This is a genomic window from Halorubrum sp. Ea1 (assembly GCF_002252965.1).
Taxonomy (GTDB): Archaea; Halobacteriota; Halobacteria; order Halobacteriales; family Haloferacaceae; genus Halorubrum.
On sequence record NZ_NHPG01000062.1, the window covers coordinates 17,636 to 30,048 of the forward strand.

Here is a 12,413-nt window from a genome sequence, read left to right on the forward strand (position 1 = left end):
GACGACCGTCCCGGCGGGGGAAGCATGAAGATCGCCGTGACGATCCAACGACCGCCGCACGTGCATTTCTACCGGCACGTCATCGAGGCGCTCGAACCGACCGCCCACGAGACGCGGGTCTACGTTCGCGACTCGGAGATAACGACCGCGCTGCTCGACGCGTTCGGCATCGAGCACACCGTGCTGACCGACACCGCAAACGGGTCGATGGGGGGTCTCGTGACGTCGCAGCTGCTGTTCGAATCCCGACTGCTCCGTCGACTGCTCCGGTTTCGCCCGGACGTCGTGACGGGGATCGGCGGCCTCTCCGCGTCCCACGCGGGGACGGTGGCCGGCGCCAGAACCGTCGCGTTCACCGACACCGAACACGCGAGACTGTCGAACGCGCTCACGAGGCCGTTCGCCGACGCGATCCACACGCCGGACTGTTTCCATCGGGATTTCGGCCCCAAACACGCCCGATACGCGGGCTATCACGAACTCGCGTACCTGCATCCGAACCGGTTCGACCCGGACCCGAGCGTGCCGGAGGCGGCAGGAGTCGACCCCGCCGAGCCGCTCGCGGTCGTCCGGCTCACCGACTGGGACGCGATGCACGACGTCGGCGCCGGGGGGATGGCCGACGTGACCGACGTCGTCGAACGGCTGGAGGCGGCCGGCGCGCAGGTCCGGGTGACCTCGGAGGTGCAGACGTCGAGCGATCTCGACGATCGCGCCCTCGACGTCCCGCCGGAGGAGGTCCACCACCTGCTCGCGCACGCGGACGTGTATCTCGGTGAGGGGGCGACGATGGCGGCCGAGAGCGCCGTGCTCGGCACGCCCGCGGTGTACGTCAACACGCTCCGGATGGGGTACACCGACGAGCTCGAGGCGCGATACGGGCTGCTGTACAACTGTCAGGGCTCGTTCCGACACGACCGGGCGATCGAGACGGCGGAACGCGTCTTGAACGGTGACGAGGACCATGACTTCGAGGCGCGGCGTGACCGCCTGCTCGACGAGAAGACGGACCCGCACCGCTCGATACTGCGGGCACTCGGCGTGGAGGGGGTGCCGGCGTGACGGACCTCAGCGTCCTGCAGCTGGCGTCGTCCGAGGAGGCGTTTTTCACCCAGCAGGTCGACGCGCTGGAGGAACGCGGCGTCGACTGCACGACGCTCGTCGTCCGCGGCGACGCCGCCGAGGGCGACCCCCGGGGGATCAGCGCGTACGCGGAGACGTACGGCGACGTCCTCGCCGAGGCGAGCGGGTCGTACGATCTGGTCCACGCGAACTACGGGCTTGTCGGGCCGCTCGCGCTCGCACAGCCGGTTCGCCCGGTCGTGTTGACGCTGTGGGGGTCGGAAGTGATGGGATACTCGAACCGGCTCGACCGGGTCACCCGATTCGCCGCTCGACACAGCGACGCCGTCATCGCCCCGAATGAAGCCGTCTCTCGGCGGTTGGACTGCGACCACGAGGTCGTCCCGTTCGGCGTCGACCTCGAGCTGTTCAGGCCCATCGACCGGACCCAGGCGCGGAAACGGCTCGGGTGGGACCAGTCGAAGCGGTTCGTCCTCTTCCCGTACGACACGGACCGGGACGTGAAGGACTTCGAACGCGCACAGCGGGTCGTCTCCGAGGCCGTGGTGAACGCGGAGATCAAGGCGATCCACGGGCGCGAGTACGAAGAGATGCCCTACCTCATGAACGCCTGTGACGTCCTCCTCGTTACCTCCGAGCGCGAGAGCGGTCCGATGGTCGTCCGCGAAGCGGCCGCCTGTAACGTGCCGGTCGTTTCGACCGACGTCGGGTTCGCGGCCGAGACGCTCGCCGACGTGGAGAACAGCCACGTCGCCGACACCGACGACGAACTGGCCGACGCGCTCGACGCGACGCTCCGGTCCGCCGGTCGATCGAACGGCCGCGAGCGCGTGAGAGCGCATACGGCGGAGCGTATGGCGACCGATCTGCACTCGATCTACAGCGCCCTTCTCGCGACCGACGGCGCTCGGTTATCGTCCGAGTAAGCGATTCCGGGCGGGCGGCGTCCGAGCGAACGATTTCGAACGACCGAAAGTCGCCCGCTTAGCCTCTCGATAGTAATCCCCGATAACACCGATAGGCCGTGGTACGCATGGCAGTCTCCAATGAGCCGACGTCGGACACCGCTCGAGCGCCCGGCTCGAGAACGACGACAGCCCGCGACGAACGTCGAACGCCTCCCGTCCGAAGGGGTGAGCACTGAGATGTGCGGTATCATCGGGTGCGTGGGGGTCGACGACTCGGCCGACCGCGTTCTGAGCGGCCTCAAGAACCTCGAGTACAGGGGGTACGACTCCGCCGGGGTGGCCGTTAGCACGGCCGAGGGCATCGCAGTGCGCAAGCGCGCCGGGAAGATCAGCGACCTCGAAGAGCGGTTCTCCCGCGGGCTCCCCGATGGGGAGATGTCCGTCGGGCACACGCGCTGGAGCACCCACGGGCCGCCGACCGACGAGAACGCCCACCCGCACACGAGCGGGTCTGAGGACGTCGCGGTGGTCCACAACGGGATCATCTCCAACTACGAGACCCTCCGAGAGGAGTGCCGCGGCCGCGGATACCGGTTCACCAGCGACACGGACACCGAGGTCGTCGCCCACCTCATCGAACGGTACCTCGACCGGGGTGACGGCCCCGAGACGGCGTTCCGGAAGACGGTAGACCGGATAGCGGGGAGCTACGCTATCGCCGTCCTGATCGAGGGGTCAGAGACCGTATACGCGGCGCGGGAAGGCTCCCCGCTCGTGCTCGGGATCGGCGACGACGCCGAGGCGGGCGGCTACTACCTCGCGAGCGACGTGCCCGCGTTTCTCGAGCACACCGATCAGGTGGTGTACCTCCAAGACGGCGACGTTCTCACCGTCTCCCCGGACGGCTACTCGTTCCTCGAACGGGGCGGGACGGAGCGGGAGAGACCGGTCGAGACGGTCGAGTGGAGCGCGGGCGAGACCGGCAAGGGAGGGTACGATCACTTCATGATCAAGGAGATCGAAGAGCAGCCGACCTCCCTCGCCGACACCTTGGAAGGGCGGGCCGATCCGGACGGCGGGATGATCGAGCTCGAGTCGTTCCCGGACGGGTCGTTCGCCGACGTTCAGGAGGTCCACTTGGTCGCCTGTGGAACGTCGTACCACGCCGCGATGTACGGCGCGAGGATCCTGAACAAAAGGGGCATCCGAGCGACGTCGTACCGGGCGAGCCAGTACGGGGACACCGTCCCGAAAGACGAGGAAACGCTGGTCATCGCGGTCACGCAGAGCGGCGAGACGGCGGACACGCTCGCCGCACTCAACGCCGCGAAACGCGACGGAGCCCGGACGTTCGCCGTCACGAACGTCGTCGGGTCGACCGTCTCGCGGGAGGCGGATTCGACGGTGTACATCCGGGCCGGTCCGGAGATCGGCGTCGCGGCGACCAAGACGTTCTCCTCGCAGGTCGTCACGCTCGCGATGCTCGCCGAGGAGTTCGCGGCCGACATCGATGGCGCGACCCCACGAGACGACACGCAGGAGTTCGTGGCGGCGCTCTCCCGGCTCCCTGGGCAGATCGACGACGTCGTGTCCACCTCGCGCGTCACCGATCTCTGCGAGCGGTACACCGATCAGGAGGAGTACTTCTTCATCGGCCACGGACTCGCGTACCCAGTCGCGCTCGAAGGCGCGCTGAAGTACAAAGAGATCACCTACGAACACGCCGAGGGGTTCACCTCCGGCGAGTTGAAGCACGGCCCGCTGGCGCTCGTGACCCACGGCGTCCCGGTGTTCGCCCTCTTCACCGGAGAGAACGACGAGCGGACCCGCATCAACGCGACGGAAGCCCAGTCGCGGGGCGCGCACGTGATCGCCGTCGCGGGCGAGGGGATCGACGTCGACTTCGCCGACGAAGTCGTTCGCGTCCCGTCGACGCACCCGGACCTCAACGGCCTGCTGGCGAACGTCATGCTCCAGCTCGTCTCGTACTACTCCGCGAAGCTACTGGATCGCCCGATCGACAAGCCGCGCAACCTCGCGAAGAGCGTGACGGTCAACTAACAGTGAGCACCGACACGACCGCGAGATGCGACCGATGACCGACGCCACAGTCGAAACGCCCCCGTCGGACGACGAACCGGCCCGGTCCCGACCGGGAACCACCTCGTCACCGAGCGAATCGGGGCTGATGAACGACGAGCTGTTCGGCGTCTTCGGCGATCGCGAACGCCTCGACGCGAGTCGGCCGGCGACGGAGTTCGACAGGGTCGTCGCCGGCGAGACGGTGACGATCGGCCTCCGCGGGAGCGAGGGCCGCCACCGCGAACGGAGTCACGTGTACGAGGGCCCGGACGGCTGCTGTGTCGTCTGGGGCGAGCTGTTCCCGCCCGAGTCGACGGATATCGACGCGTCCGAGTGGGTCTACGAACGGTTCGCGGCCGTCGGGACGGACGCGTTCGACGAGCTCAACGGCGCCTATCTCGTCGCCGTGGAGCACGACGGGACCGCTGCGATCGCCCCGGACCTCCTCCGGTCCGTGGAGTGTTACGTCACGGACCGAGACGGGTACCGGGCGTTCGGAACCGACCCGGTCGGCGTCGCGCGGCTCGTCGAGGACCCGTCGATCGACGACCGCGCGCTGAACCAGTTCGTCCACTTCGGCGTGAGCTTCGAGAACAGGACGCTGCTCGAACGACTGCGGCGGGTCCCCTTCGACGCCGCGCTCGGCGAGCGGTCGACGACGGAACTGGAACGCTTCGTGTATCGACCGCGCGACGGCTCGCAGGCGGACCACGCGGCTGACCTCGCGGAACGGCTGGAGCGTGCGGTCGCCCGTCGCGACGGCGACGGCGCGTCCGCGGGTGCGCTGGCGAGCGCGGGCTACGACTCGCGGCTGCTGCTCGCGACGGTGTCGGACATCGACGTCAGCTACACCCTCGGGACGCCCACGGCGCCCGAAGTGCGAGTCGCCCGGGAGGTCGCGACGCAGTACGGCGTCGACCACGAGCTGCTGCCGGTGACGGACCGCTACCTCGACGCCGACTCGGACGTCGTCCGGTACACCGGCGGGATACGGGAATCGCTCCACATCCACCACCGCGGCAACCGCGACGCGCTCACGCCGCCGAAGATGTACCACGGGCTGTTCCTCGACACCGTGTTGCGCGACCACTACGTCCCGTCCCGCACGATCGACGCCGTCGGTCACTCGCTCCCGATCGGGGGGCTGGAGTCGGATCCCGACCCGGTCGACCACTACCGGACGCGGCTCGGCTTCTGGGGCGACGGGGCGCCGCTCGCGGGCGGCGATGACTGGGACGGGACCGTCGACGAGCTGTTCGAGGAGTCGGTCACGACCGCCATCCAGAGCTACGGCCAGCGGTGCGACTCGACGTTGAACGCGATGGCGATGCTCGGAATCCAGCTCACGCCGGCGCTCCCCTTCCGAACGCAGATCGCCGACAACCACGTCGAGAGCCTCATCGCGGCCGACGCGGAGATACTCGACTGGCACCTCTCGACGCCGCCAGAGCACCGGAACGGGGAGACGTTCCAGCGGGCGCTGGGGCTCATCGACGACGATATCCTGAGGCATCGACCGCCGGACCGGCCGCACGAGTCGTACATGCTGAACCAGATAGAGGGGTTCCTCAGGCGAACCCTCCCCGGCGTCGACGCGCCGGGAACGCCGTGGCCCGACCGAGACGAGATTTACGCCGCCGCCGGGATGGACGGGCGGCTCTTTCCGGACTCACCTGACGTACACCGATTACCGCCGCGGATCAAGCTCCGGATCAACGACGCGCTCGTGTGGCTCGAGTGCGCGACGGGGACCGATCACGATCCGGAATCGCTGTTCAGCCTGGACTGAGGCGGCGCCTCCGGACCGCCTCTCGACCTCCGTGCGACGTCGTTCCCAGAGCGGAGACGCCCGTCCGAACCCGATCGCCCAGTGGTCGTGACAGGATAGCAGCCGTGGCAAGACGCCGCACCGTTTTCGCTCGCCTCCCCCGAGTTGCGATCGGGCGTATCGCCCGCTCTCACCGTCTTTTAGACAGTTGATAGCGGGGAGGCTAGCGGGGCGAAGAGGTCTGTTCCGAGAATTCCACCGTCGTCGCTCGTGGTTCCGTCATCGTCCGTCGTATTCCCGTCATCGTCCGTCGTATTCCCGTCATCGTCCGTCGTATTCCCGTCATCGGTCGCGTTTCCGCCGTCGGTCGCATTTCCGCCGTCAGTCGCATTTCCGCCGTCAGTCGCATTCCCATTGTCCGTCGTATTCCCGCCATCGGTCGCGTTTCCGCCATCGGTCGTGGTTACATCGTCCGTCGCGTTTTCGCCATCAGTCGCGTTTCCGCCATCGGTCGCGTTCCCGCTATCAGTCGTGTTTCCTCCGTCGGTCGCATTCACATCGTCTGTCGCGCTTCCGCTATCGGTCGTGTTTTCGCTATCAGTCGTGTTTCCGCCGTCTGTCGCGCTTTCGCCGTCGGTCGTGGTTACATTGTCCGTCGCGTTTCCGTCATCTGTGTCGTTCTCCGTCAGTTCGATTTGAATCTCACGCGTGTCGTCGCCAGTGTCGACGACGACCCGGCGCGTTCCGGGGTCGTATCTGCTCGTGTTGACCGTATGTCGAGACGTCTCCTGCTCGCCGGCGTCCACGCTGACGGAGTCCGACTGGACCTGTTCGTCGCCAAACGAGAGATCGACGTCGGTCGAGCCGTCGGATCCGCCATCGTTGGCGACGGTGTATTCGACGGAGACCGTTTCGCCGACCGTCGCGTCCTCGGGGGCGTTGAGCCCGGTCACGTTGAATTCGGCGGGGCGAGTGTCCCCGTCTCCGCCGTCATCGGTGTTTCCGTCACCGCTGTTCCGGCTACCGGCGTTACTATTTCCGCCATCATTGGTTTGGCTGTCGTCGCTGTCGGTGGTTTGGCTGTCGTCGCTGTTGTCGTTTCCACCGGTGGTTTGGCTGTCGTCGCTGTCGGTGGTCTGGCTGTCGTTTCCACCGTTGGTCTGGCTGTCGTCGCCGTCGTTCCCGTCGCTGTCGTTCTCGTCGTCGTTGTTCCGGCCGTCGTCGTTGTCGTTTCCACCGGCGCGGTCGTCGCTGTCGTTCTCGTCGTCGTTGTTCCGGCCGTCGTCGCTGTCGTTCTCGTCGTCGTTGTTCCGGCCGTCGTCGCTGTCGTTTCCACCGGCGCGGTCGTCGCCGTTGTGACGATTATCCCCACCGGCGCGGTCGTCGCCGTTGTGACGATTATCCCCATCGGCGCGGTCGTCGCCGTTCTCGCTGTCGTTCTCCGTCAGATCGATCCGGGCGTCCTGGCTGTCGTGATCCGTTTCGACGAAGACCCGGGACGTCCCGGAGTCGTCCCCGTCCGTGTCGACGCTGTGACGGTACGTCTCCTCCTCGCCGGGGTCCATGCTGACGGAGTACGACCGGACCCGCTCATCGCCGAGCCTGACGCTGACATCGGTCGAACCGTCGGCATCGCCGCCGTTCGTGACGGTGTATTCGACGGTTGCGTCCTCGCCGGCCGTCGCCTCCTCGGAGACACTGAGCTCGACCACGTCGAACTCGGGCGCGCCGGTCTCATCCTCCGCCGTGGTCTCACCGTCGCTCCCGTCCTCGTCCGCCGTGGTCTCGCCGTCGCCCCCGTCCGGTGACGATTCGTTTTCCGTCCCGTCGTCGTCCGGGGCGGTCGGCGGCTCGGACGTGTCACCCGCGTCCGGTGTGCTCGCTCCGCCGTCGGTGAGCGATCCGATCGCTCCGGCCACCCCACCGAAGAATCCGGCGAACGCCAGCCCCGCGATGAAGAGGCCGATCCCGAACACGATCAGCAGCTGCTGGAGCCGGCGGTCGATACTGTCGCTCGACGACTGTCGCCGTCGGTTTGGTTGTGTCATTGGAACTGGAGTCCCCGCTGTGTGATAGGGGAGGGTTCGCGCTCTCCGGCCGTTATTATCGCCCTAGTAAATCCGCCCGCAACGAGCGTGACTCGGCTGCCGGCGACGACGACGGCGCGACAGACGACCCCTGACGGTGAGGACGCGACGGGCTATTTGTCGCGCGAAACGCGCTCCCCCGGCGTCGTCGTCGCGCCCGCCGAGAGGGTGACGCCGGGGTCGAGGCTGGTGTTGATCCCGGTTCGAGCGCCGTCCCCGATCACGGCGCCGAACTTCCGACGGCCGGTCGACACCCGGTCGCCTTTCACCGTGTGTTTCACCGGCTCACGGTCGTGTCGGAGGTTCGCGACGTTCGTTCCGGCACCCAGGTTGACGTCGCGACCGAGAACGCTGTCCCCGACGTACGAGAGGTGCGGGACGGCGGTCCCGGCCATGAGGACGCTGTTTTTGATCTCCACGCCGCTCCCGACGCGGACGTCGGCGCCGAGATACGTCGCGCCGCGGAGGTATGCGTTCGGCCCGACGGTGCTCCCGGCCCCGATCCGGACGGGGCCCTCGATCGTGACTCCACGTTTCACCGACGCGCCGGGTTCGACGACGACGTTCCCGGAGACCGTCGCCTCCCGATGAACCGAGCCGTCGAGCCGCCGCGGCTGCCGCTCCAGTTCCGACGCGGTCGCTTCGAGGAGCTCCCACGGGCGCCCGACGTCGCTCCATCGATCGAACTCGACGAACGACACCGGCCGGTCGTCGATGACGCGATTGACCACGTCGGTCAGCTCGAACTCGCCGCGCTCGCTCTTCGGAACGTCGAGGAGGGCGGTCGCGTCCGCCGGGAACACGTACGCGCCGGCGTTCACCAAGTCCGAGGGCGGGTCGGACGGTTTCTCGACGAGCCCCTCTACCGCGTCACCGCGCGTCCGGAGGACACCGTAGTTCGAGGGGGTCTCGACGCGGTACGCGCCGATGCCCGGGCCGGAGTCGAACAGCCGGCGGAGGCTCTCGGCGTCGTACATGTTGTCGCCGTTAAGGACGGCGAACTGACCCTCCACGTGGTCGGCCGCGGCCCGCACGGCGTCCGCCGTGCCGAGCAGTTCGTCCTGTTCGACGTGCGTCACCGGAACCCCCTCGTAACGCGACCCGAAGTGCTCGCGGACCGACGCCTGTTCGTAGCCGACCACGAAGACGAGCCGTTCCGCGCCGGCGTCGACAGCCGCCTCCGCGACGCGTTCCACCATCGGAGCCGACCCCACGGGCAGCATCGGCTTCGGGACGTTCTCGGTGAGGGGACGCATCCGGGTGCCGCGACCGGCCGCTAGGACGATGACTTGCATTCAGTGCCGCGGTAGTCGCGTCGCTCCCATACTTAAGTGGGATCTAATGCCTCCGGTCGCGGTCGACGAGGCGGCTCGGGAGACGCGAGCGCTGTCGTCGGTCCGGTGGCTCACCGCTCCGTCGGCTCGAATTCCGATTGCGCGCCGTCGGAGGGGAACTGGATCGCCGGGCTCTCCGCGTACTGAAACCAGTGTTTCACGAGCACGCTCGTGAGGTCGAGGAACCCCTCCCAGCCCTGTGGTTTACTGATGAACGCCTGGGCGTTCAGATCGTAACACAGACGTGCGGCGGTGGGGTCCGACGTGTCCGAGACGACGACGACCGGGATTCTGCCGACGTCGTCCGAGCCCATACGCCATCTGAGGACGTCGTGCCCGCTTTTCAGCGGGAGGTTGAGATCGAGAAGCACGAGTTCCGGGCGTCTGGCGCCGTCTTCGACGCTCGCCAGCCGTTCGATCGCGGCGGTTCCCGTGTTCACGAACTCGACGGTGACTTCCGGTGCGACCTCCTCGAACGCGAGCTCGAGGAGACGGATGGTTGGCGAATGGTGCTCTGCGATCAGCACCGTCCCGGAGTGAGTGGTGTCCTTGTCCATGTCGACCAACAGCCACCTGCGTGACTCGGCTCTGTCTTAGGTGACGTGCTGTTATAATTATGGGAATCGGTTCGAGCGGATTGCATCCAGTTTCGTCGGATTCGCGCCGAAAACGGCGACGAACCGACGCCGAATCGGGGTCGTTACCACGAAGTCACCGGGGCGGTTACCTGTACGGTGGCAAAGATTAACAAGAACAGAACCGAAGTTTCGGGTATGGATCCCAACTATCACGGGCCTCCCTCTCCGTCGGAGGACGAGTACGTCCACCGGTTCCCGCCTGACTGGCGTGCCGACGAGGAGCAACTCACGCGGTGCACGCACGCGGTCGCCATCGTCACCGATCGGCGACCGGAGCAGTTCGACGTCGGGATACAGCGCATCGTCGATCCCGACGCGCTCGATCGGTTGTTCACGTCGGAGGCGGGCGGCGAAGACGCGCAACTGTCTCTCGTCGTCTCCGACCTCACGCTCCAAATTCGGGCCGACGGCGCTATCTTCGTGGTCGAATAGCGGGCTCTGTCGGGGGCGAACGAAGTGAGTCAGCGACGCCGCCGAGAGTCGACAACGCCGTCGAGAGTGGAAAACAACACCGTGAGTCGATAACGACGCCGAAATTCAAACTCCGCCAGTGGAACCCGTCGCAGACGCGCGCCGGGCGTCGGCGGTTGCGGGTCGGATCACCGAACGTCTGATATCGGCGTGTGAGAACCGTATGACGCGGATATCCAGCGACCGTCGATGTCGGATGACGTGTCGTACATCACGAGCTCGTTCGGCTCGAAGGAAACGCTCGGAGCGACGTCTTCCGGACAGTACGTGTGGCGGATGCTGAAGACGGGCCAGTCCATGTTCGTCTCGTCGGCTGGAGCAGGCCGGTCGCCCACCGAGTCCTCGCCGGTCATCGATCTCGCCCTCTGGCGTCCTGCACCCGGTCGACGTGTTCGATCGCCTCCTGAACGAGCGCCCGTTGTTCCGACGGCATGTGGGGGTGTCGCTGTCCGACCGCGACCAGCAGTTCCCTCGCCGCGACGAGGTGGGTGTCCGGCGAGCAGTCAGACATCGTCGCCCTCGTGCGCCGCGAGAATGGTCTCGAAGTACGGCGTCATCACGTCGATGGCCCGATCTGACGACCGGTTGTTCCGGTCGTCGTGAAGCTCGATCGCGACGAGGTATCTCGCCGGGAGCTCGCCGAAGCCGCTCCGGCCCGCGCGGTCCTTGGTCGGATACTCCTCGGTTCCGATCGCGGCGGCGACCTCGATGCGCTGGGCCTCCAGCGCGGGGCGGGAGTACTCTCCGCCGACTTTGTGCCGTTTCCAGCTCTCGGTCGTCAGTCGACCGTACGCCTCGTCCATTCCGACGATGCGGGCGCGGCGACGCAGGGGCGACTCGACGTCGTCCCACTCGGCGGCCGAGAGGGCGGCCGGCCGTTCGACGACGCCGTCGGAAACGAACGACCCCTCGACGTCGTCTTTAGCCCAGAGGGCGTCGACGAGCGCGGTCGCCGCGGAGCGGGCTTCGGCCGCGTCGAGGTGTTCGAACTGCGCGTCATCGACGAACGCGAACGCGTCGACCGCGGCTGACCGGGCGCGGTCGTCGTGTGCTCGGTACCCCTTACAGACCTGGATCGCCGCCCGGCGTGCCCGCTCGCCGACGGACCGATCCGTGGGGTCCACTGACGGCTCCGTGGGGGTCGATCGCTCGGCGGGGAACTCTGCCTGCGGACGTCCGGACGATATCCGACTGTTGCTCATCTGTACGAGAAACCGGGACGACCAACTACATATACCTCTGACAACACTCGCGTAACCGGTTCGGTTACCCCGCGGTAAGACGAGGGAAACCGCGTGCGCGTTCGACCGGTCGCCGACGTGCAAAACCGGTCGATTCGGACGGCTGGACCGCGGCTCGTCGACCGAGAGCGCCGTCGCCTCGGAACCGACACCAGTCGTTCGCGGCCCATCGCCGTTTCGACCGTCGTACCGCGCAGTTACACCGGGTTTCACCGTCCCGCTGATCATTAACAGCGCGATTATCCGCTTACCTGACTCGTAGCAATGGGCAAGGAGCACGGATGGGTCGATGGGTTCAACCCATGGTACGAAAAGAACTCGATCGCCGGAAGTTCGTTAGCCTCGTCGGTGCGGCCGGAGTCGTCGGCCTCGCCGGCTGTTCGGACGAACCGGAAGGGCCGTCAGACGGGACAGGAAACGGCTCCGACGGCGGAACCGGAACCGGCACCGACGGCGGAACTGGCACCGACGACGAAAGCGGGAGCGGCACCGGCACCGACGACGAAAGCGGGAGCGGCACCGGCACTGACGACGAAAGCGGCACCGGCACCGACGACGAAAGCGGCACCGGCACCGACGACGAAAGCGGCACCGGCACTGACGACGAGAGCGGGAGCGGCACCGACGATGAGAGCGGGAGCGGCACCGACGATGAGAGCGGGACCGGCACCGACGACGAGAGCGGCACCGGCACTGACGAGGAAAGCGGAAGCGGAACCGGCAACGAGACCGACAGCGGAACCGGCAACGAGACCGACAGCGGAACCGGCAACGAGACCGATAGCGAAACCGGCAACGAGA

The 12,413-nt window shown here is 67.1% G+C and carries 12 protein-coding genes; 6 read left to right on the top strand and 6 right to left on the bottom strand.

The annotated features are described in order from the left end of the window. The first annotated feature begins 24 nt into the window (after positions 1–24). The 4 genes from DJ73_RS08540 (at position 25) to DJ73_RS08555 (ending at position 5,862) form a co-directional block, all read left to right on the top strand. Positions 25–1,062 (top strand): DUF354 domain-containing protein, encoded by a 1,038-nt coding sequence (locus DJ73_RS08540; protein ID WP_094525765.1) that lies wholly within the window; start codon positions 25–27, stop codon positions 1,060–1,062. Next, positions 1,059–2,009 carry a glycosyltransferase family 4 protein gene (locus tag DJ73_RS08545; RefSeq protein ID WP_094525764.1) on the top strand — a complete coding sequence of 317 codons (951 nt, stop codon included), beginning with the start codon at positions 1,059–1,061 and terminating at the stop codon, positions 2,007–2,009. The genes DJ73_RS08540 and DJ73_RS08545 overlap by 4 nt, the downstream gene beginning before the upstream one ends. A gap of 219 nt (positions 2,010–2,228) precedes the next feature. Beyond that, complete coding sequence (glmS, locus tag DJ73_RS08550) at positions 2,229–4,052, top strand: glutamine--fructose-6-phosphate transaminase (isomerizing) (protein WP_094557775.1); 1,824 nt, start codon at positions 2,229–2,231, stop codon at positions 4,050–4,052. A 34-nt stretch (positions 4,053–4,086) separates the two neighbouring features. Further along, positions 4,087–5,862 carry an asparagine synthase-related protein gene (locus DJ73_RS08555; protein WP_217900434.1) on the top strand — a complete coding sequence of 592 codons (1,776 nt, stop codon included), beginning with the start codon at positions 4,087–4,089 and terminating at the stop codon, positions 5,860–5,862. A 179-nt stretch (positions 5,863–6,041) separates the two neighbouring features. Here the strand turns inward: DJ73_RS08555 and DJ73_RS08560 are convergent, their stop codons facing one another. From DJ73_RS08560 to DJ73_RS08570, 3 genes are all read right to left on the bottom strand, one after another. Continuing rightward, positions 6,042–7,889, bottom strand: coding sequence for a CARDB domain-containing protein (locus DJ73_RS08560; protein WP_094557774.1), 1,848 nt, complete (start codon positions 7,887–7,889; stop codon positions 6,042–6,044). 152 nt (positions 7,890–8,041) lie between these two features. Further along, positions 8,042–9,223, bottom strand: coding sequence for a bifunctional sugar-1-phosphate nucleotidylyltransferase/acetyltransferase (glmU, locus tag DJ73_RS08565; protein ID WP_094525761.1), 1,182 nt, complete (start codon positions 9,221–9,223; stop codon positions 8,042–8,044). A 110-nt stretch (positions 9,224–9,333) separates the two neighbouring features. After that, positions 9,334–9,819 carry a response regulator gene (locus DJ73_RS08570; RefSeq protein WP_094525760.1) on the bottom strand — a complete coding sequence of 162 codons (486 nt, stop codon included), beginning with the start codon at positions 9,817–9,819 and terminating at the stop codon, positions 9,334–9,336. A 216-nt stretch (positions 9,820–10,035) separates the two neighbouring features. On the opposite strand from DJ73_RS08570, the gene DJ73_RS08575 reads away from it, so the two are divergent. Beyond that, on the top strand, positions 10,036–10,332 hold the full coding sequence (locus DJ73_RS08575; RefSeq protein ID WP_094525759.1) for a HalOD1 output domain-containing protein: 297 nt from the start codon (positions 10,036–10,038) through the stop codon (positions 10,330–10,332). Between the two features lie 167 nt (positions 10,333–10,499). On the opposite strand, the gene DJ73_RS08580 is transcribed toward DJ73_RS08575, so the two are convergent. The 3 genes from DJ73_RS08580 to DJ73_RS08585 are packed head-to-tail and all read right to left on the bottom strand — an operon-like array spanning position 10,500 to position 11,495. Next, a complete protein-coding gene (locus DJ73_RS08580) occupies positions 10,500–10,724 on the bottom strand; it encodes a hypothetical protein (RefSeq protein ID WP_094525758.1) in 225 nt (74 codons plus the stop codon). Further along, positions 10,721–10,882, bottom strand: a complete 162-nt coding sequence (locus tag DJ73_RS20255; protein WP_158217275.1) for a hypothetical protein — start codon at positions 10,880–10,882, stop codon at positions 10,721–10,723. Before DJ73_RS20255 ends, DJ73_RS08580 begins: the two co-directional genes overlap by 4 nt. Then, positions 10,875–11,495: a hypothetical protein gene (locus DJ73_RS08585; RefSeq protein WP_141212532.1), complete on the bottom strand. Its 621-nt coding sequence runs from the start codon at positions 11,493–11,495 to the stop codon at positions 10,875–10,877. Before DJ73_RS08585 ends, DJ73_RS20255 begins: the two co-directional genes overlap by 8 nt. A 419-nt stretch (positions 11,496–11,914) precedes the next feature. On the opposite strand from DJ73_RS08585, the gene DJ73_RS20260 reads away from it, so the two are divergent. Continuing rightward, a partial coding sequence (locus tag DJ73_RS20260) for a hypothetical protein (RefSeq protein ID WP_176451106.1) occupies positions 11,915–12,413 on the top strand: 499 nt, incomplete at its 3' end.